This window comes from Iodobacter arcticus, assembly GCF_042664895.1.
Lineage (GTDB): Bacteria > Pseudomonadota > Gammaproteobacteria > Burkholderiales > Chitinibacteraceae > Iodobacter > Iodobacter arcticus.
Genome location: NZ_JBHTBQ010000006.1, coordinates 349,982 through 374,097 on the forward strand (window position 1 = coordinate 349,982; position 24,116 = coordinate 374,097).

General features: G+C 50.5%; 25 protein-coding genes. 17 read left to right on the forward strand and 8 right to left on the reverse strand.

Annotated elements, in window-relative coordinates:
• Positions 1-187 precede the first annotated feature (187 nt).
• The 11 genes from flgG (at position 188) to ACFQNF_RS04470 (ending at position 11,193) form a co-directional block, all read left to right on the forward strand.
• Positions 188-976, forward strand: coding sequence for a flagellar basal-body rod protein FlgG (gene flgG, locus ACFQNF_RS04420; RefSeq protein ID WP_380186400.1), 789 nt, complete (start codon positions 188-190; stop codon positions 974-976).
• Complete coding sequence (flgH, locus tag ACFQNF_RS04425) at positions 973-1,629, forward strand: flagellar basal body L-ring protein FlgH (RefSeq protein WP_380186402.1); 657 nt, start codon at positions 973-975, stop codon at positions 1,627-1,629. The genes flgG and flgH overlap by 4 nt, the downstream gene beginning before the upstream one ends.
• 483 nt (positions 1,630-2,112) lie before the next feature.
• Positions 2,113-3,195 (forward strand): flagellar basal body P-ring protein FlgI, encoded by a 1,083-nt coding sequence (locus ACFQNF_RS04430; protein WP_380186404.1) that lies wholly within the window; start codon positions 2,113-2,115, stop codon positions 3,193-3,195.
• Complete coding sequence (locus tag ACFQNF_RS04435) at positions 3,195-3,620, forward strand: rod-binding protein (RefSeq protein WP_380186406.1); 426 nt, start codon at positions 3,195-3,197, stop codon at positions 3,618-3,620. The genes ACFQNF_RS04430 and ACFQNF_RS04435 overlap by 1 nt, the downstream gene beginning before the upstream one ends.
• 9 nt (positions 3,621-3,629) lie before the next feature.
• Entirely contained in the window at positions 3,630-5,009 is a 1,380-nt protein-coding gene (gene flgK / locus ACFQNF_RS04440; RefSeq protein ID WP_380186408.1) for a flagellar hook-associated protein FlgK, read from the forward strand.
• A 327-nt stretch (positions 5,010-5,336) separates the two neighbouring features.
• Complete coding sequence (locus tag ACFQNF_RS04445) at positions 5,337-6,233, forward strand: flagellin N-terminal helical domain-containing protein (RefSeq protein WP_380186410.1); 897 nt, start codon at positions 5,337-5,339, stop codon at positions 6,231-6,233.
• Positions 6,234-6,283: 50 nt separating this feature from the next.
• A complete protein-coding gene (locus ACFQNF_RS04450) occupies positions 6,284-7,315 on the forward strand; it encodes a hypothetical protein (protein WP_380186412.1) in 1,032 nt (343 codons plus the stop codon).
• A 102-nt stretch (positions 7,316-7,417) separates the two neighbouring features.
• Positions 7,418-8,152 (forward strand): substrate-binding periplasmic protein, encoded by a 735-nt coding sequence (locus ACFQNF_RS04455; protein WP_380186414.1) that lies wholly within the window; start codon positions 7,418-7,420, stop codon positions 8,150-8,152.
• Between the two features lie 134 nt (positions 8,153-8,286).
• Positions 8,287-9,186, forward strand: coding sequence for a flagellin N-terminal helical domain-containing protein (locus ACFQNF_RS04460; RefSeq protein WP_318427295.1), 900 nt, complete (start codon positions 8,287-8,289; stop codon positions 9,184-9,186).
• A 69-nt stretch (positions 9,187-9,255) separates the two neighbouring features.
• Positions 9,256-10,167, forward strand: a complete 912-nt coding sequence (locus ACFQNF_RS04465; protein ID WP_380186416.1) for a hypothetical protein — start codon at positions 9,256-9,258, stop codon at positions 10,165-10,167.
• A gap of 162 nt (positions 10,168-10,329) precedes the next feature.
• Positions 10,330-11,193 carry a tetratricopeptide repeat protein gene (locus ACFQNF_RS04470; RefSeq protein WP_380186418.1) on the forward strand — a complete coding sequence of 288 codons (864 nt, stop codon included), beginning with the start codon at positions 10,330-10,332 and terminating at the stop codon, positions 11,191-11,193.
• Positions 11,194-11,750: 557 nt separating this feature from the next.
• On the opposite strand, the gene flhA is transcribed toward ACFQNF_RS04470, so the two are convergent.
• The 8 genes from flhA to ACFQNF_RS04510 form a co-directional block, all read right to left on the reverse strand.
• On the reverse strand, positions 11,751-13,844 hold the full coding sequence (gene flhA, locus ACFQNF_RS04475) for a flagellar biosynthesis protein FlhA (RefSeq protein WP_380186420.1): 2,094 nt from the start codon (positions 13,842-13,844) through the stop codon (positions 11,751-11,753).
• Entirely contained in the window at positions 13,841-13,963 is a 123-nt protein-coding gene (locus ACFQNF_RS04480; RefSeq protein WP_380186422.1) for a hypothetical protein, read from the reverse strand. Before ACFQNF_RS04480 ends, flhA begins: the two co-directional genes overlap by 4 nt.
• Complete coding sequence (gene flhB / locus ACFQNF_RS04485; RefSeq protein ID WP_380186424.1) at positions 13,960-15,096, reverse strand: flagellar biosynthesis protein FlhB; 1,137 nt, start codon at positions 15,094-15,096, stop codon at positions 13,960-13,962. Before flhB ends, ACFQNF_RS04480 begins: the two co-directional genes overlap by 4 nt.
• A complete protein-coding gene (gene fliR, locus ACFQNF_RS04490; protein WP_380186426.1) occupies positions 15,089-15,874 on the reverse strand; it encodes a flagellar biosynthetic protein FliR in 786 nt (261 codons plus the stop codon). The genes flhB and fliR overlap by 8 nt, the downstream gene beginning before the upstream one ends.
• A gap of 413 nt (positions 15,875-16,287) precedes the next feature.
• Complete coding sequence (locus ACFQNF_RS04495; protein WP_046353564.1) at positions 16,288-16,560, reverse strand: flagellar biosynthetic protein FliQ; 273 nt, start codon at positions 16,558-16,560, stop codon at positions 16,288-16,290.
• Positions 16,560-17,291 carry a flagellar type III secretion system pore protein FliP gene (gene fliP / locus ACFQNF_RS04500; protein WP_380186428.1) on the reverse strand — a complete coding sequence of 244 codons (732 nt, stop codon included), beginning with the start codon at positions 17,289-17,291 and terminating at the stop codon, positions 16,560-16,562. The genes ACFQNF_RS04495 and fliP overlap by 1 nt, the downstream gene beginning before the upstream one ends.
• A complete protein-coding gene (gene fliN / locus ACFQNF_RS04505) occupies positions 17,288-17,632 on the reverse strand; it encodes a flagellar motor switch protein FliN (RefSeq protein ID WP_380186430.1) in 345 nt (114 codons plus the stop codon). Before fliN ends, fliP begins: the two co-directional genes overlap by 4 nt.
• Positions 17,633-17,636: 4 nt before the next feature.
• Positions 17,637-18,452 carry a FliM/FliN family flagellar motor switch protein gene (locus tag ACFQNF_RS04510; RefSeq protein WP_380186432.1) on the reverse strand — a complete coding sequence of 272 codons (816 nt, stop codon included), beginning with the start codon at positions 18,450-18,452 and terminating at the stop codon, positions 17,637-17,639.
• 219 nt (positions 18,453-18,671) lie between these two features.
• On the opposite strand from ACFQNF_RS04510, the gene fliE reads away from it, so the two are divergent.
• From fliE to ACFQNF_RS04540, 6 genes are read left to right on the forward strand one after another with little or no spacing between them, the layout of a single operon-like run.
• Positions 18,672-19,004: a flagellar hook-basal body complex protein FliE gene (fliE, locus tag ACFQNF_RS04515; RefSeq protein WP_380186433.1), complete on the forward strand. Its 333-nt coding sequence runs from the start codon at positions 18,672-18,674 to the stop codon at positions 19,002-19,004.
• Positions 19,005-19,019: 15 nt separating this feature from the next.
• The gene (gene fliF, locus ACFQNF_RS04520; protein ID WP_380186435.1) at positions 19,020-20,687 is read left to right on the forward strand and encodes a flagellar basal-body MS-ring/collar protein FliF; all 1,668 of its coding nucleotides are present in this window, start codon (positions 19,020-19,022) and stop codon (positions 20,685-20,687) included.
• Positions 20,671-21,687, forward strand: coding sequence for a flagellar motor switch protein FliG (locus tag ACFQNF_RS04525; RefSeq protein ID WP_380186437.1), 1,017 nt, complete (start codon positions 20,671-20,673; stop codon positions 21,685-21,687). Before fliF ends, ACFQNF_RS04525 begins: the two co-directional genes overlap by 17 nt.
• Entirely contained in the window at positions 21,684-22,346 is a 663-nt protein-coding gene (gene fliH, locus ACFQNF_RS04530) for a flagellar assembly protein FliH (protein WP_380186439.1), read from the forward strand. The genes ACFQNF_RS04525 and fliH overlap by 4 nt, the downstream gene beginning before the upstream one ends.
• A complete protein-coding gene (gene fliI / locus ACFQNF_RS04535; RefSeq protein ID WP_380186441.1) occupies positions 22,343-23,659 on the forward strand; it encodes a flagellar protein export ATPase FliI in 1,317 nt (438 codons plus the stop codon). Before fliH ends, fliI begins: the two co-directional genes overlap by 4 nt.
• Positions 23,656-24,096, forward strand: coding sequence for a flagellar FliJ family protein (locus ACFQNF_RS04540; protein WP_380186442.1), 441 nt, complete (start codon positions 23,656-23,658; stop codon positions 24,094-24,096). Before fliI ends, ACFQNF_RS04540 begins: the two co-directional genes overlap by 4 nt.
• The last annotated feature ends 20 nt before the right edge of the window (positions 24,097-24,116 follow it).

Here is a 24,116-nt window from a genome sequence, read left to right on the forward strand (position 1 = left end):
CCCTTGCCGAAACCCCGACCCGCTTGTTCCTCGCTCCGGCGTGTTTCAAGGGTACTTTAAAAAGCCCCGTGCAAAGTGCGTGGTTGTTATTTTTTTCGCTGTTTGCTAATGAAAAAACAATTTGGTTAGCGTGTATGGGGTGAAACCCGTCGCCCTTTAAATAAAACACCCGGATAAGGACTATTTTATGAATCCAGCAATGTGGATCAGCAAGACCGGTATTCAGGCGCAAGATGCTAAACTTAATGCGATTGCTAATAATCTGGCCAATGTGAACACCGTTGGTTTCAAGCGCGATCGTATGGTGTTTGAAGACCTGTTTTATCAGGTAGAGCGCCAGCCAGGCGCTAAAGTCGATCAGAACAACGCCGCACCTTCGGGCGTGCAGCTAGGGAACGGTACTCGCCTTGCCGGTACGCAAAAAGTATTTACTACCGGCTCGGTGATGACCTCTAGCCAGCCGCTGGATGTGGCGATTATGGGCAATGGCTTTTTGCAAGTGAGCATGGCCAACGGCGAAACGGGTTATACCCGCGCAGGGCAATTGCAGCTTAATTCTGAAGGCCGGATTGTGAACGCGCAGGGCGTGCCCTTGCAGCCAGAAATCACTATTCCCAAAGAGGCGGCTTCGGTCACGATTGCTGAAAATGGCCTCGTCTCGGTCACCATGGCTGGCAGTGCCGCACCGCAAGAAGTCGGCCAAATTACCTTGGCAAACTTTGTAAACCCAACCGGCTTACTGGCCTTGGGTAGCAATCTCTTTCAGGAAACCGCTGCTAGCGGCGCACCAACTTTGGGTAATCCAGGTGAAAGCTCGCTCGGCAAGCTGAAACAAGGCTCCTTGGAAGGCTCCAATGTGCAAGTGGTCGAAGAAATGGTTGACATGATTTCGGCCCAGCGCACTTACGAGATGAACACAAAAGTGCTTTCTGCTGCCGACAATATGATGCAATACCTAGCGCAGTCTGTGAGATGAAGCGTGTCTTTTTGATGTTGCTGCTCCTTAGTTTGCTCAGCGCCTGTGTGAGCAATCCTTTGGTCGAAGCACCGGAGCAAGATCCGCCTGCGCCGGTAATTATTCCTCCGGCGGCCAAAGCCAAATCGGGCGGAGTATTTACAGCAGATACCGCCAGCTCTTGGTTGGCGGATAGCCGTGCGTTTCGCGCTGGGGATCTGCTCACCGTGGTCTTGCAAGAAACCACGCAGGCCAGCAAAAAAGCCGGTACCAATTTTGATAAAAGCAGCGGCGTCGATATCAAGCCGACTATCTTGGGCACATCTAGCTATGCCACCAATGTGGGCGTGCAAGCCAAGCGCGATTTTGCCGGCTCGTCTTCTAGCACTCAGCAAAATATGTTGAGCGGTGCAATCACCGTGGTGGTTGAAAAAATACTCCCCAATGGCCTGTTGCTGATCCGTGGCGAAAAACAACTCTCGCTGAATCAAGGCGAAGAATCGATCCGCTTGGTGGGCTATGTGCGCAGCGACGACATCGACAGCGACAACCGCGTGATGTCACCCCGCGTCGCCAATGCCAGAATCAGCTATTCGGGCAAAGGCGCATTAAATGATGTGAATACCGCGGGTTGGCTGACCCGTTTATTTAATAGCCCGTGGATGCCGTTTTGATTATCGTAGGGCGGGTGAAACCCGCGAGCGGTGTTGAAAAATACGCGGGTTGCACCCCATACGTGCTAACCAAAGTCAAAAAGATCTTTTTAGTGCCTTCGGCACGTTGATTTTGGAGCGGTTGGCCACCGCGGGGGCCTTCCTTTCTTGAACGGCCAAGAAACGAAGCCAAGCCGCAACCTCAAAAACACGAAGGCCCCTGCGCTGCGGACAATCGAGTCGGCGGCAGGCGGGATTGGCTCGCTGCCTCGCTGCCTCGCTCCCTGGCCGAAACCCCGCCCCGCTTGTTCCTCACTCCGGCGTGTTTCAAGGGGACTTTGAAGCCCTACGCAGAGAGCATAGTTACTGTATTTTTTCGCTGTTTGTTAATGAAAAACAGTTTCGTAGGGCGGGTGAAACCCGCCGTTTTTTGTATTTAATGCCAAAGTCTGGCGGGTTGCACCCGCCCTACGGGCTGCACATCGTTGTTTTGAAGTGGAATCTATGAAGTTTAAATATCTGTTTTGGCTCTGCCTGCTGCTGCAAACTGCCCGTGCTCAGGAATTGCGTACTTTGGTGAGTGTGGAGGGGATTCGGGAGAATCAGCTGATTGGTTACGGCGTGGTCGTGGGTTTGAACGGCACGGGGGACAATTCGCAGGTGAAGTTTGCTGGGCAGTCGGTGGCTAATTTGCTGCGCCAGTTTGGCATTAAGCAGACGGGTGAAACCAAGGTTAAGAATGTGGCCGGTGTGGTGGTGAATGCAGTTTTGCCCTCGGGTTATCGCAGAGGGCAAACACTAGATATCACCGTCTCGTCACTGGGTGATGCGAAGAGTTTACGTGGCGGTGTACTGCTGCTTACGCCTTTACGTGCCGCCGATGGCGAGGTGTATGCCTTGGCGCAGGGCAATGTGGTGATTACTGGTTTGTCGGCTCAGGGCAGTAGTGGCTCTAGCGTGACGGTGAATACGCCGACCTCTGGGCGGATTCCGAATGGGGCCAGTGTAGAGCGCGAGATCGAGAGCGATTTTGATACCCGGCCAACGGTCACGCTAAGTTTAAAGCGGCCTAGCTTTCAAAATGCCACGCAGATTGTTAGCGCAGTCAACCAGCGCTTTGGCAAAATCGCCAGCACTCGTAATGCCACTAATATCGAGATTATTGCCCCTGTTGATCCAAGCGAGCGAGTCGCTTTTGTTGCCAAGCTTGAAGCCTTAAATATCACGGCCGCTGCCGAAGTGCCACGCGTGGTGTTTAATTCCCGCACCGGTACGGTGGTGATCAGCCAAGGGGTAACGGTTAGAGCTGCCGCAGTTTCGCATGGCTCATTAAGAATTGTGATTTCCGAAGCGCCCGCAGTTAGCCAGCCGGGTGCGTTTAGCAATGGCACAACGGCCACCGTGCCTCGGTCTAAAGTCGATGTGCGCGAAGGCTCGGGCCAGATGTTCCGCTGGCCACCGGGTGCTAGCTTAAAGACGATTATCGATACGATTAATAGCACGGGAGCATCGCCAGACGACATTATGGCGATCTTGCAGGCGCTGGATCAGGCGGGGGCTTTGGATGGCGAGCTGGTGGTGATTTGATGAATCCTATTTCTAGTTCAGCGATTCAGCTTGAAGTAGGGGCGGATCCCCTGCAAGCGCCTATTGCCGATAACGCGGCCTATCGTAAAAAAGCAGAAACGGCTGCAGTGCAGTTCGAGAGCTTTTTTATCCAAGATATGCTCAAGCAAATGCGTAAAGCCACGCGCGAAATCAGCAGCGAAGACAGTATTTTTAAAAATACCATCAATAGCGATATGCTTGATTTTGCCGATCAGGCCGTCTCGCAAGAGCTGGCAAAGCAGCGGGTATTTGGCGTAGCCAATGCGATCATGGCGCAGCTGATGCCGCAGTCTGCACAATATGTAAATATTCCCCTTAATAAAAATGCCAATGGCGTCGCCCTAGAACAGAGTGCGCTGCCGTCTACTGGCGCATTTTCGATTCCTCCCTTTATCCCTAAATAAAGCCCCCCGATGCGCATGATGCAAAATGCGCTGGCCGGAGCGCTGGCTGCACAAGCCGCGCTGAATGCCGCCAGCCAAAATATTTCTAATGTAATGACTCCCGGCTATTCGCGTCAGGGCGTGGTTTTATCCGCCATCGCCCCTTCGGTGGGCGATCCGCACAGTGCGGGCTCGGGCGTGGATATTCAATCGATTCGCCGTTTTAATGATCAATATCGCAGCCTGCAAATGTGGCAGGCATCGGCCAATATGGGCGAAAGCGCAGCCAAGCAGGGTTATTTAACCCAGCTAGAGCAGGTGATGAGCGCCTCGGGCAGCAGCATTAGCGGTGGCTTGGATAAATTTTATGCCGCTTTAGGCGCAGCCAGCGTAGAGCCTAGCTCCCTAGCGCTGCGCCAAGGCGTGATTACCGAAGCGGGCGCAATGGCGCAGCGTTTTAATAATCTAAACCGCGTATTAAGCGCCCAGCATGCCTCGATTAATGAGCAGCGCACCGCCTTGGTCACGCAGGTGAATTCCTTGGGCGGATCGATTGCCCGCCTGAATAAAGAAATCGTTGCCGCGACCGCCACCGGCGTGAATCCGTCGGGCCTATTGGACGAGCGTGATCGCAAAATTGATCAGCTTAGCGGCTTGGTTGATGTGCGCGTGGTGAATCAAAACGACGGTGCAATCTCGGTCACCTTGCGTGCAGGCCAGCCCTTGGTCGTCGGCGATAGCTCTTCAGTGATGAGTACCGAAGCGCAGCTTGATGGTAGCCAGCTGATTAAATTGTCCTTTGCTCAAGAAAAATTCACCCTAAATGGCGGCAGTATTGGCAGCCAGTTAGGTGGCTTAAATGAATACGAGAAAAACAGCCTGCGACCGATGGAAGACGCCATTCGCACCTTGGCAAGTGAAGTCGCTGGGCGAATTAACGGCCAGCGTGCTGCCGGTTTTGATTTAACAGGCCAACCGGGCAAGGCACTGTTTGTGTTTGACGCGCAAAACCCAGAAGCCATGCTCAAACTTCGCCCCGGCATCGTGGCTGAAGATTTGGCCTTTGCTAGTGACGCCAGCAAGCCCGGTGGTAGCGGTAATTTACAAAAATTGATTGATATTCAAAGCCAAGCGCTCACGGTGCCAGGCTTGGGTACGGTAACGCTGAGCGACGCCTATGCTCAGCTTTTGGGGCGCTTGGCCTCTGAAAGCCAGCAAAATCAATCGTCCCTCGCAACCGGCAAGGTAGTGCGCAATCAGGCCGAGCAGGATTGGAAAGGTACGAGCGGCGTAAATCGTGACGAAGAAGCGATGAATATCGTTGAATACCAAAAAATGTATCAGGCCAATATGAAGGTGATTGCGATTGCTAATCAGTTGTTCGATAGCACTCTGGCCGCTTTTGGCTAAGCTATGGAATATCCGGCAAGGGTGTGCGGGGGAAACCCAAATCTTGAGCCACAGAGAGCACAGAGTTACACGCAGAAATGCCGGAGAAGTGAGTCTAATGTCGTTTACTTAAGCCAATTAAGCATATCTGCATAAGTTTAATGCACTTGTTCCCCCTTTGAAAAAGGGGGGCTAGGGGGGATTTGGCACTGTATCTCTTTACAAAAAAGTGCCAAACCAATGCAAATCCCCCTTTTACTAAGGGGGAGGCTAAGGTCGAACCCCTTAGGTGTACGACACTAGCGTTATTTCGCTTGCCCAAGGTCTGTTTAAATTGACGGAGTTTTTATGCGTATCGCCAGTACCCAGTTACAAACAACCTTGAATGAATCTTTGCAAACAGCTTCCGGCAATATGGCCGAGTTGCTGCAAAAAATGTCATCGGGTAAGCGTTATTTACTCCCTTCAGAAGACCCGATTTCTAGCGTGCGTTTACTGCGATTAGAGCGTGAAGAAGCCGCTATCACTCAGTACAGCAGCAATATCGGCGCTCTGCGCTCGCGCTTATCCATGAATGAATCTTATCTGGATGGCATGACGCAAGATTTGATGCAGGCAAGGGTACTGCTCTTGGGGGCGGACGATACGGTTTCTAAAGAAGATGTAAAAGATATTGCAGCCAGCTTGGTCAGCCTAAGAGACAGCCTGTATTTCACGAGCAATACCAAGGATCAGGAAGGGCATTATTATTTCTCTGGCACCGCCAGCTCGACGGCTACTTTGGCCTTAGATAAAACGGGCGCTGCGGGTAGCCGCTACACCGCTCTAGGCAATAGCGATCAGCAGTTGGTGGTGGTGGGCAATGGCGTAACACAAGCCTCAAATGTAGCGCTGCCAGAAATGGCGGCGCTATTAAATCAGCTTGATCTGGCCATTACTGCGCTGCAAAATCCACCCGCCACAGGCTATCGCCCAGCGGTAGAACAGGGTATTAATGGACTTGATGCGGCGCTTAGAAGTGTGGGCAGCAAGATCGCCAATCTGGGTGGCGCGCAAAATAATATGCAGATGATGGAAGACAACCACGCCAATGTCAGCTTATCGAATCAGCAATCGGCTAGGCTATTAGGTAGCCTCGATTATGGTGAAGCGATGATTACCATGGATAGCTATAAGCTGGCTTTACAAGCATCGCAAAAGGCTTATGGCAAGATCAGCAGCTTGTCTTTGTTTGACGTGCTTTAACATTGGTTTCGATTCGAGCATTTTGCAGTGATTTAAAAGGATAAATGGGTATGGCAGCAGCGTTGCCCAGATTGGACAGCAGTCATAAATTAGGCAGCAGTCTAGGGATTAATAGCAGGCCTGTTGCGGCTTCAGTGCCCGCCGTATCAAGCGAGTTGGCGGCTGTGCGTGAGCAAAAAGGTGAGCGGCTTGGTGTATGGCGCTATAGCACTCAGCTAAATGAGCAGCTAACTGCTGGGCAGCGGGCGCTGGATTATGTGGATCAACTGAGCGGCCAATTGATCGACTTAAAGCTGAAATTAAGCCAAGAGTTGGGGCAACGCCGAGTCGATAGTGCTGATCTGAGTGCCAAAGTGGCCGATTTTTCGGCTCTCTGGACGGCGCGCAGCCAGCGCACTGGCGGCAGTGTGGATGGCCGCTTAAAGTTTCATTTGTCGCAGGATGCAAAAGAAGTCTTTCGTGTTCGTGGCTTAGAGCTGGAATCCTTGAGCAGCGGCCAAGCTGAAATGCTGACTTTTTATACCGGAGCACGCGGCACCGGCCCCGCTTCGGTGGCTGTGGGTGGGGAAATAAGCAGTGAAAATCTGCTGCGTCAGTTTAATCGCGCACTCGCGCCATCGGGCATTCGTACCGAAGCCGATCAAGGTGGCGCACTCACTTTTTCGGTGGCGGAAGACGCCTTAGCCCCATTACAAAACAAGCTGGCGATTCGGGGCGGGGGGATTCGTTTTCCTGCTGGGCAGGCGAATCGCTTAAAAATTGAAAGCGAAGCCGTCGCCATCTCGCCAACTAGCTGGGGCGTAGATGATCACGCCAGCGTGCGGCAGAGTTTGCAAAAAGTAGTGATGGCGCTCGAGCAGCTAGAGCAAACCCGTGCAGCAATTAGCAGCGCCATGGGTGAGGCGAAGCTGGCAATTGAGCAGCTATCCACCATGAACGAATCACAATGGGCACAAAGCTTTGTGGGTGATTTTAATGGGCGCTTTAATCAAAGCAGCGATTACCGCTTCTTCAGTGATATTGCCCCCGCCCTGATGGGGATGAGTCGTTATCGGGTGTTGTCTTTATTGGCGTTGAGATAGTGTATTGCTTTCATTGGTGTGTTTTTTAAGCCTAATCCACCTAGTTTACAACCTTGTAATTTAGTCCATTGGCTACTTTAATGGAAAAGGAGAGGTTTATATATGCCTAGGTTACTTGCTATTTACTGCCTGCTTTTGCCCTTATTTTGTTCTGCGGAAGCGACGATTCAGATTGGCACAGGTTATTCTAAGCCACCCTATGTTATTCCTGAAACCCAAAGTGGGTTAGAGCTTGATATTGTGCGGGCGGCACTGTCGGCTGAAAAGTTAAAAATGAAAGTCGTATTTTTGCCGCCAGCGCGGGCGTTACATATGTTTAAAAACAGCCAGCTTGACGCCATTACCACGGTCAATGAAGGCTCTCATTTAGTGGGTTATTGGTCTGATTCGCATGTCTTTTACCAAAACTATGCGATTACTTTGGCGAGCAGGGCGATTACGATCAAGAAAATGTCTGATTTAGCCGGGAACAGTATCGCCGCCTTTCAAAATGCCAAGCTGGCACTTGGTTCCGAATATGCTGCAGCGATTATGCAGGCCAGCTATCAGGAAATACCCAATCAGCTGACGCAAAATAAATTGCTTTATACCGGCAGAGTTGATGTGGTTATTGGTGATCGACTTATTTTTGAGTATCTGAATCGGCTCTTACCTAGTCGTGTTGATGCGCAGCAAACGCTCCAATTTAGCGCTATCTTTCCAGCCACTCATTATAAAGTCCTGTTTCGTAACCGTGATTTACGTGATCGCTTTAATCGAGGGCTTGCCACCATTCATCATAATGGTGTTTATCGTCAAATCGAGCAGAAATACCGTTCTGCCCGCCCTGAGCACTAATTCCTTTAGCTTCACGCTTCGTATGTAAATATTTACTAATATACTACTTAAGAAATTTCAGCTGCGTGTCGCCTTAGAAAGGTAGAGGCGCCCAATGGCGGGTGCCGTTACTTTGTCATTTGGAGTTCTTCCCCATGTTGAGCCTGCACACAAACGCCGCTGCCCTTTCTACCCAACGTAACTTGGGCACTAGCCAATCTGCCCTGACCACATCCATGACTCGTCTGGGTACAGGTCTGCGTATTAATTCTGCAATGGACGACGCTGCGGGCTTGCAAATTGCCACACGTATGGACGCACAAAGCCGCGGTATGCAGGCTGCGATGAAAAACACCCAAAACGGCATCAGCATGTTGCAAACAGCTGAAGGCGCTTTGGGCGAAGTAAGCAGCATCTTACTGCGTATGAAAGACCTTGCTACTGAAGGCGCCAATGCCACTGCGTCAGCAGATGACAAAACCGCAATGCAATCAGAATTTGATGCATTGGGTAAAGAAATGGCCAACATCATGAAGAATACTTCTTTTGGTGGTGAAAAATTAATGAATCAAGGCGCCGCTCCTGCATCTTCAGGAAAGCTCGCTGGTGCAGCAATTGACTTTCAAATTGGTGCTAGCGCAGCAGAAAAAATGACTGTTGATATGAGCGCCACCTTTACAGCTTTGGATGCAGGTTTGAAGGCGGCATCTAAGGCGTTCACTGACGCAACTGCTGCGACTCCTCCAGCAACGCCTGCTGCTGGTACAGAAATGACCACGGCCAATGCGCAAATCACCTTATTAGATACCGCGCTGAAAGCCGTAGGCACAGTTCGCTCCGACCTTGGCGCAAATGCAAATCGTCTTGACCACGTTTATAACAACTTGGGCAATATGGATAGCAATACCAAGATGGCTAAGGGTCGTATCATGGATACAGACTACGCTACTGAACAAGCGAAAATGACTTCTAACCAGATGCTGATGCAAGCCGGTACTTCGATGCTGAAGCAAAGCGGTTCAATGAGCCAAATGGTGATGTCTCTGATGCAATAATCCGGCTTATTCTGGATGAACTAACCAGCTGCACTTGCGGCTGGTTTTTTTTCGCTTAGGACTTAAAAAATGCTGGAAAGAGTGAGTGAGGTCGTTGTCGCACCGTTGTTGCGAGTGCAAGAATCCTTGCCCAGTCAGTTTAAAAAAAATGAATTACTGACGCTAGAAATTATTCATCGCCAGCCTTCGGGCGAGCTGCGTTTGCGTAGTGCAGAGGGCTTGGAACTTGATGTTTGTGTGCCCGATTTAGCGGCAGATTGGCCTTTAACACGGCCACTTTTATTGCGTGTATTGGCAAACCAGCCCCGCCTATTACTTGCGTTGGAATCAAGGCCTCAGCCGCCAAAGCACATAAATGATGGCTTGCTCGATGCGCTGGTTTTGCGAGACAACCCTAGGTTTTCTAAACATAAACCGCAGGTTTTTGAGCTAGCCAATGCCTGGCGGGTGCAATTATTAGGCACGATTTCCTATCTGGCGATGCGTGTGGCGCAAGATGGCGGACAATACGCACCGGGTAGTTTATTTAGCGCGCAATTGATGAGCCAGCAAGCACCCGCCGAATCGGCGAATATCCCGCTATGGCTGTGGGGCGGCCCCATTTTACGGCTGTGGTTTGCAGAAAAAGATGCCCCGCAAAGCAGCACTGTAAAGCCTGTACCACTTGAGCTATTGCTAGAAATTGTCTTGCCAAAATGGGGGCGAATTAAGCTGGTGCTTAGCCAAGAAGCCAAAACTTTGGCGCTTAGCCTGTGGGCAGATGAGCTTTGGTACGACGAGCTAAGCGCTTTGGAGTATCACTTTAAAGCGGCTGCTATTCGGCTTGGTTTACGCTTAGTCCGCTTTAGCGTCGCTGGGCAACCGCGCCCGCGCAGCATGCCCACCAGCAAAGCCGCCACCCTCAACGCCGCACAACTTCCACTCCCTCTGTTTAAATTTGCAGCTGAAGTGCTGGTTTTGTTGGAGGCGATGGATTGTTGAGTAGAAAAACCCAAATCTTGAAACACGGAGTTTGAGTTAAGCTGCGCGTTCTATTTACTTTAACAGTTTGATAAAAGCTTCCTGTAATATGCAATCGTTCTTTTTGCTCGTATATATTGCGTTGTTTATAAGGCGTCACTACTCGGAGGCCAGTCATTCAAAATGATTCCTTATTCTTTTGTTTTAGCTACCTTGGTAACCCTCCCTGCTATGGCCATAGATCTGACTTCTTTATGGGATTTTAATAAGCCTGAGATCAGTGAAGAGCGTTTTCAGAATGCGATAAAGACAGCCTCCCCTGATGATGCGCTGATCTTGCAAACACAAATTGCGCGTACTTACGGGCTTCGCCGTGATTTTGCTAAAGCTCAGGAAATACTTAAAAAGCTGGAGCCTCATCTTGTGAATGCAAGTGCTGAGGCTAGAGTGAGGTACTTTATCGAGCTGGGGCGGACTTTTTCATCTGCAAAGCATTCACCAGAATCACAAACTACAGAGGCGAAAGAGCAGGCGCGCAAAGCGTATACGCAAGCTTTTCAACTTGCAAAAAACGAGCGCTTAGATGATTTAGCCATCGATGCCTTGCATATGCAGGCTTTTGTTGATACCTCACCGCTTGATCAGCTGAAATGGGCGAATGAAGCTTTGGCGGTGGTGCAGGCTTCATCTCAGCCAGCAGCAAAAAAATGGGAGGCTTCTCTTCGAAATAATACGGGGTATGCCTTGCATCAATTAGGCAGATATACCGAAGCTTTGCCTGAATTTCAGCGTGCAGTTGTGCTGCGTAAAGCAGAAAAAGATGCTCAGGCGACCAGGATTGCTTACTGGATGGAGGCTTGGACGCTGCGTGCTTTAAACCGTGTTGACGAAGCGCTAAGTATTCAATTACGCCTTGAGCGTGAATGTGAAGCCGCTGTAAAGCCAGATCCCTATGTGTTTGAAGAGCTTGAGCTGCTTTATCGCCTGAAAGGAGATAAGCCGAAGGCGGTGCTTTATGCTGAGAAGAAAAAGGCTCTTTCTAAATAATGATGTTGCATAGAGATCCTTTTTTAGCGTCGTAGCCGTTGTGGAGGTGTTTTTTGAACAGCGCTGCTTCATAAACAAGAACCTGATTATGCCTCTTATTCAAACTCATTATAAATATCGTAGGGCGGGTGAAACCCGCCGAGCTTTGCAATGAAATATGAAAAACGGCGGGTTTCACCCGCCCTACAAATTCAAAAATCGAGCACCACTCTCAAGAAATCGATTTACACAGAGATGATTGAGCAAGAGGCATAGTCAGGAAAAAGAAAGCATCTGTGTTTAAAGAGGGGAGATTAAGTTAATCCTATCAACGTAAGCGAATTCGTAGGTTGGGTTAGCAGTCTGCGTGCGAGGTTTACCTCGCTCAGCGATAATTTGTGCAATCCAACATTCTTTTTCGCCTAAGCGTTGGGTTACGCTGGTTTATCCGCCCCAATAGGCGAATAAACCAGCTAACCACCTACAAAAGTATTATTTCTCTCAAAATTTGTTTTCCTCCGTGAAACTCCGCGTTCTCCGTGCCCTCCGTGTTTCAAGATTTGGGTTTGCAAATGCCATCACCCCATCGTCCCAATCAAGCTCACGTCGTAATTCTCTGGAATCTCGTTATAAGAAAGCACATGCAGCCCCGGTGAAAATAGCCGGCCGTAGCGGGCGAGGATGGGGCGGATTTGTGGCATCACTAGCAAGATAGGCGGGGCGCTTTGTTGTTTGAGCTGCTCACGCACCAGCGGCATATTGCTTTGTAGCTGGCTGAGCACATTTGGATCAATTGGGAAGCTATCCAGCGCTACCTTGCCGTTTTGCTGGGCTTGGCTGAGCGAGCCGAGCAGCATGTTTTCTAGCTCGGCACTGAGGTTAAAGGCCTTGATTTCGCTCTTATTGCCCAGAATGGCTTGGGCAATCTGCCGTTTTAAGGTGCAGCGCACTTCGGCGGCCAGCATGATGGGGTCTTTGGCGTTGTCGGCTGCGTCGACTAAGGTTGTAGCGATCGGCACGATGTCTTTGAGCGAGACATTTTCTTCCAGCAGATAGCGGTAAACGCGCAGTAGCTGGTTGGCATTCAGTGCGGTATTCAGCGCGCTGGCTAGCTTAGGTGCCAGTACGGTTAGCCGTTCAGATAAAGCGCTGACATCGTCGTGGCGAAATAGCTCGGCCAGATGGCTGCGGATCACTTTATTTAAGTGGGTGGCAATCACACTCGGGCAGTCAATGACCTGATAACCCAGCCCCAGCGCATTGGCTTTGTCGCCGCTGGCAATCCAAGTCACCGGCATGCCGTAGGCAGGGTCTACGCCGGGAATGCCGTCCAGATTGCCATACACTTCAGGCGAGGGAATCGCCATCAAGTGATCGCTAAATACCTCGGCCTGTGCCACTACGCTGCCATTGAGGCGAATGGTGTATTGCGATGGCTTGATGCGCAGATCGTCCCGCATGGCGATATACGGCAGCAAAATACCCATATTTTCGCTGAGCGTTTGGCGAACGCCACGGATGCGTTTACTTAGCGGCGCGCCTTGCTCCTTATCCATCAGCCCGACTAATTTATAACCTAGCGAGATTGCCAGCACGTCCACATAGGGCAGGGCTTGCCAATCCAGCTCGGCCTCATCGCTGCTGAGTAATGCCGATTCGATGGCTTTTAAATCTTGGGCAGGCTTAGGGTTTTTTTCTGCATTCAGATGCATTTTCCAGCCGGAATAGACCAGCAGGGCAGCAAAGGCAATAAAGGGAATAAAAGGCATGCCGGGGATAATCGCCAGCACAAACATAATGCCCGCTGCGCTGAATAGCACGGTGGGTGAGGCCAGTAATTGCCCTTTGATTTGCTCCTGCATATCGCCCGCATCGCTGACGCGAGTCACCACAATCGCAGCAGCGGCAGACAGCAGCAGGGCTGGGATCTGGGCAACCAGACCATCACCAATGGTCATCAAAGCATAGAGGCGGAACGCTTCACCCATACTTAAATCGTGCATCGCTGCGCCGATGGCGACCCCACCAATCAGATTGATCAGCAGAATCAAAATACCGGCAATGGCATCCCCGCGTACAAACTTAGATGCGCCATCCATCGAGCCATAAAAATCGGCTTCTGCCGCAATATCACGGCGGCGTTGCTGGGCTTGTTCCTGATTAAGTAGGCCCGCGTTTAGATCGGCATCAATCGCCATTTGCTTGCCGGGCATGGCATCCAGCGTAAAGCGTGCCGATACTTCGGCAATGCGCTCGGCCCCCTTGGTGACCACAATAAAGTTAATGATCATCAGGATGACAAACACCACCATCCCCACCACAAAGTTACCGCCGATCACCACCTTACCAAAAGCCTCGATCACCCTACCTGCGGCTTCCGTGCCCTGATGGCCATGCAGTAAGACCACACGGGTAGAGGCGACATTGAGCGTAAGCCGCAGCAGGGTTGTCGCCAGAATAATGCTTGGGAAGGCAGAGAAATCCAGCGGCCGTTTTACCGATACCGCCACCAGCATCACAATAATCGCCAGCACAATATTAAAGGTGAATAAGAGATCCAATACCACCGGCGGAATAGGCAGAATAATCATCGCCAGTAGAGCAAGCAAAAATAGCGGTGCTGCCAGCTTGAATTGCTTTAAGGCGCTTAAATATGGGGCGATTGATTTCATGCTGGTTCTTTAATCTCTGCAAGTTCTGGCGAAATGCCCGCTTCGTTAGCTAATTGGTGAGTATTAATCCCCTGTATGACAAGCAAAAATAGCCTTAAATAAGGAGCGAATAATTTCATGATTCTTCTTTTGAAAGTTCTGGCGAAATACCCAAATCATCGGGTAATTGGGGCGCAATACGGCGGCCGCCGCTGCGAAAAGCTTTGAGCTGTAATACATAGGTCAGCACCTGTGCCACGGCTTTAAATAAAGGCGCAGGGATCTGTTGATTCACTTGGGTGGTTTTATAAATAGCGCGGGCTAAGGGCGGAATCGGCACAATATCTATTTTGTGCGCGTCGGCCAGCTGGCGAATATACATCGCCATTTCATCCATGCCCTTGGCCACAATAAAAGGGGCTTGGGCGCGATTTTCGTCGTACTTTAAAGCCACCGCATAATGGCGCGGGTTGACGATGATTACATCGGCATTAGGAATGGCTTTGCGAATACTGCGCTGGGCTAATTGCTGCTGAATCTGCCGAATACGCTGCTTAATCTCTGGCCGGCCTTCACTGGTTTTATATTCATCTTTTTGCTCTTGCTTGCTCATTTTTTGTTTGCGCATAAACAAAAATATCTGCAAGGGCAAATCAATGGCGGCAAATAAGATAAATACAAAGCAAAAGCTAAATAGCGCATCAAATAATAATTGCGCCGCGCCGTTAAGCGCTTCGGTAAGAGTCAGTTCTTGCAGGCTAAAGAATTTAGGCAGGCTATCTCGGCTAACATAAAACAAAACCACAGTCAGAATCAGTACCTTAATAATGGCTTTGATTTGCTCGCTTGCATGCTGGGCAGAGAATATCCGCCCAAAATGAGAAAGCGGATTCATGCGCTCAAATTTAGGCATCAGCTGCTTGCCAGAGAATATCCAGCCGCCCGGATAGAGCGAGGCGATGATAATCATCAGCGGAATAATGGCCAAAGGCAGCAGCATTTTGAGCAGTAAAAGAAAGCTGCCGCTAAATAAATTAGACCATACCTCGTCCATACTGCCGGGCTGATCCAATGAGCTAAAAGCCAGATTAAATAGCGCATTAAAATCGACTAAATAGCTGGGGGCTAGGATGGCAAATACTTTTAAGCTGGCGAGCAAACCCACGGCAGAAGCTACTTCGCGTGAGCGGACAATTTGGCCTTCTTTTCTGGCGTTTTTTAATTTCTGCGGGCTGGCTTTTTCTGTTTTATCGCCATTAGACGCTTCAGCCATGCACGCCCCCATGCAGCATTTGCTCAATCATTTGCAAAATCTTTTCGCTGAGCTGGCTATAGTGGCCTGGAATAAAACGGCTAATCAGGCCAAGGGTAAACAGGCCAAATAGGGTGATGAGGGGAAAGCCTAGAGAGAATAAATTTAAAGCCGGAGCCACTCTATTTAATAAACCCAAGCCTAATTGCACAATAAAAGTAGAAAAAATACTGGGAATCGCCAGCAGCAAAGCCGCGGCAAATACCCAGCTTAAACTTTGCGCCAGCATCTTGAGCGATACAAAATTAATCCCGTCCGCTACCGGCCAAAGCTTAAAACTGCCGTAGATAATCTGCACAATCACCAGATGCCCATCCATCGCAAAAAACAGCAGCGCACCTAATAAATACAGCAGGGTGGAAATTACATCCGACGAGCTGCCGCTCATAGGATCATTCATCACCGCCATACTCAGGCCCATTTGCGATGAAATGAGAAATCCTAAGATGGATAGGATGGTCATCACCAGCTGAAACGCCATGCCAAAAATCAGCCCGATAATTACCTGAGTGAAAGTGGCAACAATCCAGTGCATCGAGAAGGGATCAATACTGATCTGGGTTTTTTGCATGATGGGCAGGGTGATCACGCTAAGTACCAGCGATAAACCAATCCGCGCACGCACCGGCACCATGGCCTCGCCAATCAAGGGCGCAAAACTAAACCCCGCCATATAGCGGCAAAAAGGCCACCAGAGCAGGGGTAGGATTGCGAGTAATTCCTTAATCAGGGAGTCCATTTTTTTCTTGTGGTTTTGAGCTTAGGGTGGGTTAGGCCGCGTGTTGTGTTTATTGGGGCTGTGGGCGTTTTCTGCCGTAACCTGCCATTGAGCGGTGATATGTACCAAGCAAAAAGATCTTTTTAGTGCCTTCGGCACGTTGATTTAGGAGCGGTAGCCACCGCGGGGGCGTTCTTTTCTTGAACGGCCAAGAAAAGAACCAAAGCCGCTACCTCAAAAACACGAAGGCCCCTCATCTGCGGACAATCGAGCGGCGGCTGCGGAACTCGCTTCGCTCAGACAGTCCTCGCCGAAACCCCGCCCGCTTGTTCCTCGCTTCGGCGTGTTTCAAGGGGATTCTTAAGCCCTATGCTGAGATCGTGGTGATTACGTTTTTCCGTTGTTTGCTGTTACAAAATCAAACCGCTTTGCGTTTATCCCACCAACATCGCTGCATTATTAAAAATCTCGATGCAAAACGTCATCAACTGCCCAACGATCCAATGCCCAGCGAGGGCGATGACGGCGAGGGTGACGAGTAGGCGGGGTAAGAAGCTGAGGGTTTGCTCGTTAATCTGCGTGGCCGCCTGAAACAGGCTGACCAAAACGCCCACAATCAGCCCCGGCAACACCAGCAAAATCACCAGTTTCACCACGACATAAAGGCTTTGGTTGACCAGATCAACCGCGGTATCGGGGGTGATCATTAATAGGCCTGTATGCTGGTAACGAGGGTATTTACAGTTAGCGACCAGCCGTCTACCAGTACAAATAGCAGTAATTTAAGTGGTAATGAAATCACCAAGGGCGAGAGCATCATCATCCCCATCGCCATTAAGACGCTGGAGACCACCAAATCGACCACCAAAAAGGGGATAAACAGCATGCAGCCGATTTGAAACGCGGTTTTCAGCTCGCTCAGCACAAAGGCGGCCAGTTTTACGGTAAAGGCGTGATCGCTGGGCTTGGCAACTGGGCCTTCGCCAGCGAGGCGTGATATTTGTGCCAATGCCGATTTATTCGTCTGCGCCAGCATAAATTTAGACATTGGTTTTTCGGCGATTTGCAGCGCGGCTAGCAGGGTTATTTTGTCCTGATCGTAGGGCAGCATGGCGGTTTGCCAGACCTCCACCCCCACGGGGCGCATCACCAGCATTGTTAAAATCAGCGCCATGCCGGTGGTGATTCGATTGGGCATGCCTTGTTGCAAGCCCAGTGCTTGCCGCAGCAGCGACAATACAATCACAAAACGGGTAAAGCAGGTCATCATCAAAACCAGCGTAGGAATCAATCCCAGCAAAGTCATAATGATTAAAACCTGCGTTTTAACCGTTAAATCACCCACCGTCGCGCTATTGGATAATATCTTGAGTGAGTCTTCGGCCCATGCGGGGGCAGATGCCAGTAGCAGGGCACTTAATCGCCAAAAGAACTTCATGAGGCCAGAGTTTGTAAATCAAGGTGATCTAATTCAACCACGCGCAGGCCATAGCTCTCGCCGGTAATGACCACTTCGGCCTTACCGATGGTGGTGCCATTTACCTTGATATCCAGCGGCTCACCCGCGAGTTTATTTAGCTCTAATACCGATCCGTATTCGATGGCTAATAACTCGGCCAAGGAAATATCGCTCGCGCCCACTTCTAAAGTCAGCGTGACGGGGATTTTTCTTAAAAATGGGTTCAGGTCGCGCTTGGCCGCTACCGGTGCTGGGGCTTCTGTGCTCGCTTCCATGTCTTGCAGCGCATTTTCTAAATCAAAATCGTCATTCATATTCATGGGATTAATCTGCATCTTCAAAGGATGTGAGGCATAAAGCGCCGTTATTTTCGGCGACGCTGGCGGTAAACAATTTGCTTTTGCCGATATAAACATTGGCTCGGGCTTGCAAGCTAATGGGCATAATTTCGCCAATTTTTAGCTTGAGGACATCATCCAAAGTCAGCGATTTTTCTGCCAAATGCACATGGCATTTTATTTTGAGCTGATCAAAAAAAGCAGTTTGGGTTTTGTTATTTGTTCGTGGCTTAGCCACCATTTTTAACAGCAAATCAAATAAGGCGTGGTCTAGCACTAAGCAGATTTGCGTTTTGAGCTGATCAATTTGATCGCATATTTCGATTTCAATTTGCCATACCGCTTCAGGGCGCTGCCCGCTATGTGCCTCAGCGTTTTGATTTAAAAATCCTAAAAAAAGCTGAGCCATTTTATTGGCGAGACTGATTTTTAAACGCTGTTCGGTGCTGGTTTCTTCGCTGGATAAAAGCGCTTCATTTATTTCTGCCGGTTTGGCTTTTGCGCCATAGCGGTAATCCAAAGTGCGTAGCAAAAATGAGCGCGACATTTCTACCGCTAATTGTCCGACACCTAAATCTATCCATTGCACAGGATTGGCTTTGCTGGCGGATTGGCTAATTTGGCTGATACCCAGCGCAGCACGATAGGGGCGATTGAATTCACTTTTGAGAAATGCATCGACTTCGATTTTTAGCCGCTCGTTTAGCCCTGCTAAAAGATGCAGAGGCCTACCCAGCGTGCTGTGATCCAGCGTAGTACTGTTTTTTTCGTGCAGAGCACGTTTTGCTTTTGCAATAGACACGCTGCTTTATACCAATCAGGAAAAGAACAAAGAGGGGGTGATTTGGCAATTCGCGCGTATTGTACTGCAACATTAGAATTTTATGATATGTTCATGTATCTGTTTCGCATGGTAAAAATTCACATCTCACTATGCCTGTGTACTGCTGTTAGAATCCGCGCCCTGTAAGTGATTTGTAAAAATAGCGTCGTTATTTATGGATCAAAACTGGATGTTTATATGGTAAATGCAATCGCTTCTGCGCTAAAAACAGAGCAGGCAAATATGCTGGGTGAGATGTCCGCCATCTCCCAAAACAGCTTCCACCCGCCTACTGACAATGGTCAGAATAGCGGCGGATTTATGGCCATCATGGCCGACGCGGTGCGTGGTGTGGATGCAAAAGATCAAATGGCGGCAGCCAAAATGGCGGATGTGGATAGCGGCGCCAGCAACGATTTAGTGGGCGCAATGTTGATGAGCCAAGAGGCCAGTTTGTCGTTTTCAATGATGATGCAAGTGCGCAATAAGGTCATGGCTGCTGTTGATGATCTGATGAAAATGCCTTTATAAAGGCAGCAGGAAAATATGTTTGCACAATTAAAAATGGGATTTGAAAATTTACGCTTAAAAAATATTGAGCGTAGTAGCAATCCTGCGTCATTTATTAAGCTGGTTTTGCCAATCATTGTATTGGCGATTGCCATTAGCGTATTGCTGATGCTGTATTTATGGCATGACGATTCTAATTACAAACCCGTGTTTGGTAATACAGAAAAAATTGCCGCCGCAGATATGATGGCGGTGCTAGATGCGGAGCATATTAAGTATCGCCTGCATCCGCAAAGTGGCCAAGTTCTGGTTGAAAACGGTGATTTAGGCCGTGTGCGTATGCTATTGGCCGCCAAAGGTGTGGTCGCTAAATTACCCGCTGGCCTTGAATTACTCGATAAAAACGATCCCTTAGGCGTGAGCCAGTTTGTACAAGATGTACGTTTTCGTCGTGGCCTAGAAGGCGAATTGGTCCAGAGCATTTTGGCATTAGAGCCTATTGCTAATGCACGGGTACATTTATCAATTGCCAGATCTTCTTCATTTGTTGATTCCGGAATTGATAAAAGCTCTGCGTCGGTGATTGTTTCTTTAAAGCGCGGACAAAAATTAAATCAGGAACAAATTGCCGCCATTGTTAATTTGGTAGCCGGTAGTGTGTCTAGTCTTAGCCCGCAAAAAGTCACCTTGGTAGACGAAGCGGGCAGTCTTTTATCTGCACGTCTTGAGGCGGGTGCTGCTGGTTTTTCAGGCAATGAAAACGATAGCGCCAGCCGTTACCGTGAAGAAACCTTGCGCAGCATCCGCGATCTGCTTGATCCGGTTTTAGGTGCGGATAATTTCAAGGTGAGCGTCACTGCCGATGTCGACAATGATCAAGTTGAAGAAACCCGTGAGCAATACGGTGCTGCACCCAAAATTACCAGCGAAGCCACGCGTGATGAGCAAACTAGCGAGAAAAGTGCCATTGGCATTCCGGGCTCCTTAAGTAATCGACCGCTTAATGCGGATCCAGCCAAGCCTGAAACTGACGATAGCCGCTTTAAGAAAAATGCGATGACTCGTCAGTACGCTTACGACAAGAGTATTACCAGCACTAAAAAAGCCCGTGGCGCGTTGCGTCGCTTAAATGTGGCGGTGGTTTTGAGTAATGCAGCAGCCCCTTCAGTGAAAGCCGGTTGGTCACCTGCGCAAATTGCCAATATTGAAAAGATTTTACGTAATGGTTTGGGCATCAATAGTGAGCGGGGTGATCAGTTAATGGTTTCTACTCTGCCGTTTACGGCCCGCCCAGTCGCCACACCTTGGTGGCAAGAGCGAAGCACCATTTACGATGCGATTAGCGCCTTGGCCTATGTGCTTGGTCTTTTGCTGGTGTTCTTCTTTGTGCTGCGCCCTGTGTTTAAGCTGCTTAAAGAATGGATGAGTAAGCCTGCTACACCGCTGAGCCTAGCCGCGCCGCCAAGCGAGCTGGATATCACGCCAGCCAGCCCCGCCCTTGCTGCAGAAGGCTACTCCAAATCTGCAACCGCCCATGGCACGGCAATGCCTGTGGTGCCTTTACTAGAAAACTATGATCTTCCTCCGGCTGGCTCGTCAGTTGACGTGCTGGTCGATCACTTAAAAGAGTTGGCCGCCAAAGAGCCAGAGCGCGTTGCCGAAGTCGTTAAACAATGGGTGCAAAAAGATGGACGCAATCAATAATCCGGCCGAAACCGTAATGACGCCGGTTGAGCAGGCGGCCATTGTTTTATTGAGCATGGGCGAAGAGCCTGCTGCCAATGTGCTGCGCTGCCTAGGGCGTGAAGAACTGCTGGCCGTCACGCAGGTGATGTCGCGGATGAGTGGTATTAAGGTTGATACGGTAAAGGTATCGATTCAGAAGTTTTTTGATGAGTACCGAGAGCAAAGCGGCGTGCACGGCGCTTCGCGCTCTTTTTTGCAGCGCTCTTTGGATTTGGCCTTAGGCGGCGATATTGCCAATAGCGTGCTTAACAGTATTTATGGCGACGAGATTCGCCCGAAAATGGCGCGGCTGCAATGGGTTTCCCCGCAGTGGCTGGCGGATCGAATTAGCCACGAGCATGTACGCATGCAGGCGGTGTTTTTAGCTTTTCTGCCCCCTAACTTAGCAGGCCAAGTGATTGAAGCGCTGCCGGTGGCGACACAAGATCATGTCTTGGTTGGTATTGCCCGTTTAAAAGAAGTGGATAGAGAGTTATTGCTTGAGCTAGAAGAGCTGGTGAATCGCTGCTTGGATAATCTGCACACCCAAAGCACTGAAGTCGCGGGTATGCAGCAGACCGCCGACATCATTAACCGCTATTCGGGCAATAAGCAGCAAATGATCGAGCTGCTCCGTGCCCATGACGCCGATCTGGTGGCAGAAATCGAAAGCCGTATGTACGACTTCTTTATCTTGTCGCGCCAGACCGAAACAGCCTTGATGCGGATTGTGGAAGACGTGCAGCTAGAGCAGTGGGCGATTGCATTGAAAGGCGCAGAGCCGGAAGTGCGTCAGGCGATTACCCAAACCATGCCGCGCCGTCAGGCTCAAAGCTTCGAAGATATGATGCGCCGCTCTGGCCCTGTGCCACTCAGCCGAGTAGAAGAAGTTCGCAAAGAAATTATGGCCATCGTGCGCGAATTAGCCAGCACGGGCGAAATTGATTTACAACTCTTTCCTGAGGCGGTGGTCGAGTGAAATCGGTTCGCCCTCATCGTTTTCCTTCTTTGCAACGTTTGCAAGCCGCTCAGTCTGCCCATGGTGGAGAGGCTGCGCCCTTGTCCGCCGAGGCTTATCAGCAGGGTTGGGATAGTGGCCAGAGCGATGGTCATGCCGAGGGGCTAATCAGTGGCGAGGCGGCAGGTTTTGCCGAAGGCCACGCGGCGGGTCTTGCTCAAGGCGAGGCCGAAGCAAGGCTGGCTGCCTTAGCTCGCTTTGATGAGAAAGCCGCCCTGATGGAGCAGCTTTTACAACAGGTGCAGCGAGCGAGCGATGATTACCAACTGGCCTTGCGCCAAGAAGTGGTTGATTTGGTAGCCAAGGTCGCCAAGCAGGTGATTCGCTGTGAGCTGACTTTACAGCCGGTGCAATTGCTGGCCTTGGTCGATGAAACCCTCGCGGCTACATCGCAAATGAATACCTCGGTTGCCGTGCACTTAAATGCCGAAGAATGCCAGCGCGTGATTGAGCTGGCCCCAGAGCGCGCCGCACGCTGGCAACTGGTGGCTGATCCGGATCTTGCACCTGGCGAGTGCCGAATTCGCAGTGCAGAAATGGAAGCCGATGCGGGTTGTATGCAGCGTTTGGATCTGTGCATGGATCAATTGAAAGAGCAGCTGGTGCAGGTTGCCGAATGAGTGTGATTGGTGACGCGCTGCGCCGCTTAGATTTAAATGACGTTCCCGTTGCCACGATGACCGGACGCCTGATTGGCGTGACCGGTATCTTATTAGAAAGTATTGGTTGCCCCTTAGAAACCGGCCAGCGTTGCCTGATTGAAACCTCATCAGGGGAATGGATTCAGGCGCAGATGGTTGGCTTTCGCCGTGAAGTTTCATTTTTAATGCCTTTCAAAAAGCCGGTTGGCTTGCTGGCGGGCGCGAGAGTGCAGGCCGCACCGCAGACCAGCTCGTTGATGATTGGCGAATCGTGGCTGGGCCGAATTGTGAATGGCTTGGGCGAGCCGATGGATGATCTTGGCCCGCTGGGTGGAGACAAACCGTTGGCCGCTGCGCCTCCTAAAATTAATCCCCTGCGTAAACAGCCAGTGGTCGAGCCGCTGGATATTGGCGTGCGTGCCATTAATGGTCTGTTGTCTTTAGGCAAGGGCCAGCGTGTTGGTTTATTTGCCGGTAGTGGCGTGGGTAAAAGCGTGCTGCTGGGCATGATTACCCGTAATACTTCGGCCGATATCGTAGTCGTTGGCCTGATCGGTGAGCGTGGCCGTGAAGTGCGTGAGTTTGTTGATCACTCGCTGGGCGCAGAAGGCTTGGCAAAAGCCGTGCTGGTGGTGGCTCCGGCCGATGAATCGCCGCTGATGCGTTTGAACGCTACCGAGCTTTGTCACAGCATTGCCGCCCATTATCGCGATCAGGGCCATCGTGTTTTGCTGCTGGTGGATTCGCTCACCCGCTACGCCATGGCGCAGCGCGAAGTGGCTTTGGCTCTGGGCGAGCCACCCGCAACCCGTGGTTATCCGCCATCGGTGTTCGGGCTGTTGCCTAATTTAGCCGAAAGCGCAGGCAATGGTGAAAATCCGCAGGGCAGTATGACGGCGATTTATACCGTGTTGGCCGAAGGGGACGATCAGCAAGACCCAGTCGTTGATACCGCCAGAGCCATTTTAGACGGCCATATTGTGCTATCGCGCCAGCTGGCCGAGCGCGGGCATTTCCCCGCCATTGATATCGCCCAATCGGTTAGCCGTTGTATGAGCCAGATCAGCAGCGGCGAGCATAACGCTGTGTCGCGGCAGATTAAGGCGCTGTTATCACGCTACCGCGAAGTGCGAGATCTGATTCCCTTGGGCGCTTATGTGCCGGGCATCGATGCAGAAACCGACAGAGCAGTGCGTTTATTCCCGCGTATCGAAGCTTATTTACAGCAGGCCGTGAATGAAGCTGCGCCGCTGACTGATTCTCTGGCCGATTTAAAGGCGCTACTGCAATGAGTACACCACAAGCCGTGCAGCGCCTAGAGCTGATGCTGCGTTTACGCCAAAGCGATGTGGATACGCAAGAAACCGTGGTGCGAGATAAGCACCAGCTGACGCAGCGCTATCAAAAAAATATCAGCCGCATGGAATCGCTTTGCCAGCACTTGGGCGCAAGCGCTGTGCCGCACCCCGCTTTGGCGATCAATGCGGGTGCATTTAAACATTCGCTACTCAATCTCATCACCCTGCAAAAGCAAGACTTAGCCTTGGGCGATGCGGATCTGGCGGTGGCACGTAAAGATTTATTAGCAGCCGTATCGCGCCGTGAAGTGATGGATAAATTAGGTGAGCAAGAGCGTATGGCCTTGCAAAAGCTGCGTGAGCGAGCGTTGCAAAAGCAATCAGATGAAACGGCTACGCAGGCGCATTTGCGTAGAAGAGGCTCGATGTAATTATTTACATTTTTTAATGA

Bases quoted from the DNA above. Each gene is read 5' to 3' on its own strand.
- flgG (WP_380186400.1), top strand. From the start codon at position 188: ATGAATCCAGCAATGTGGATCAGCAAGACCGGTATTCAGGCGCAAGAT.
- flgH (WP_380186402.1), top strand. From the start codon at position 973: ATGAAGCGTGTCTTTTTGATGTTGCTGCTCCTTAGTTTGCTCAGCGCC.
- ACFQNF_RS04430 (WP_380186404.1), top strand. From the start codon at position 2,113: ATGAAGTTTAAATATCTGTTTTGGCTCTGCCTGCTGCTGCAAACTGCC.
- ACFQNF_RS04435 (WP_380186406.1), top strand. From the start codon at position 3,195: ATGAATCCTATTTCTAGTTCAGCGATTCAGCTTGAAGTAGGGGCGGAT.
- flgK (WP_380186408.1), top strand. From the start codon at position 3,630: ATGCGCATGATGCAAAATGCGCTGGCCGGAGCGCTGGCTGCACAAGCC.
- ACFQNF_RS04445 (WP_380186410.1), top strand. From the start codon at position 5,337: ATGCGTATCGCCAGTACCCAGTTACAAACAACCTTGAATGAATCTTTG.
- ACFQNF_RS04450 (WP_380186412.1), top strand. From the start codon at position 6,284: ATGGCAGCAGCGTTGCCCAGATTGGACAGCAGTCATAAATTAGGCAGC.
- ACFQNF_RS04455 (WP_380186414.1), top strand. From the start codon at position 7,418: ATGCCTAGGTTACTTGCTATTTACTGCCTGCTTTTGCCCTTATTTTGT.
- ACFQNF_RS04460 (WP_318427295.1), top strand. From the start codon at position 8,287: ATGTTGAGCCTGCACACAAACGCCGCTGCCCTTTCTACCCAACGTAAC.
- ACFQNF_RS04465 (WP_380186416.1), top strand. From the start codon at position 9,256: ATGCTGGAAAGAGTGAGTGAGGTCGTTGTCGCACCGTTGTTGCGAGTG.
- ACFQNF_RS04470 (WP_380186418.1), top strand. From the start codon at position 10,330: ATGATTCCTTATTCTTTTGTTTTAGCTACCTTGGTAACCCTCCCTGCT.
- flhA (WP_380186420.1), bottom strand. From the start codon at position 13,844: ATGAAATCAATCGCCCCATATTTAAGCGCCTTAAAGCAATTCAAGCTG.
- ACFQNF_RS04480 (WP_380186422.1), bottom strand. From the start codon at position 13,963: ATGAAATTATTCGCTCCTTATTTAAGGCTATTTTTGCTTGTCATACAG.
- flhB (WP_380186424.1), bottom strand. From the start codon at position 15,096: ATGGCTGAAGCGTCTAATGGCGATAAAACAGAAAAAGCCAGCCCGCAG.
- fliR (WP_380186426.1), bottom strand. From the start codon at position 15,874: ATGGACTCCCTGATTAAGGAATTACTCGCAATCCTACCCCTGCTCTGG.
- ACFQNF_RS04495 (WP_046353564.1), bottom strand. From the start codon at position 16,560: ATGATCACCCCCGATACCGCGGTTGATCTGGTCAACCAAAGCCTTTAT.
- fliP (WP_380186428.1), bottom strand. From the start codon at position 17,291: ATGAAGTTCTTTTGGCGATTAAGTGCCCTGCTACTGGCATCTGCCCCC.
- fliN (WP_380186430.1), bottom strand. From the start codon at position 17,632: ATGAATATGAATGACGATTTTGATTTAGAAAATGCGCTGCAAGACATG.
- fliE (WP_380186433.1), top strand. From the start codon at position 18,672: ATGGTAAATGCAATCGCTTCTGCGCTAAAAACAGAGCAGGCAAATATG.
- fliF (WP_380186435.1), top strand. From the start codon at position 19,020: ATGTTTGCACAATTAAAAATGGGATTTGAAAATTTACGCTTAAAAAAT.
- ACFQNF_RS04525 (WP_380186437.1), top strand. From the start codon at position 20,671: ATGGACGCAATCAATAATCCGGCCGAAACCGTAATGACGCCGGTTGAG.
- fliI (WP_380186441.1), top strand. From the start codon at position 22,343: ATGAGTGTGATTGGTGACGCGCTGCGCCGCTTAGATTTAAATGACGTT.
- ACFQNF_RS04540 (WP_380186442.1), top strand. From the start codon at position 23,656: ATGAGTACACCACAAGCCGTGCAGCGCCTAGAGCTGATGCTGCGTTTA.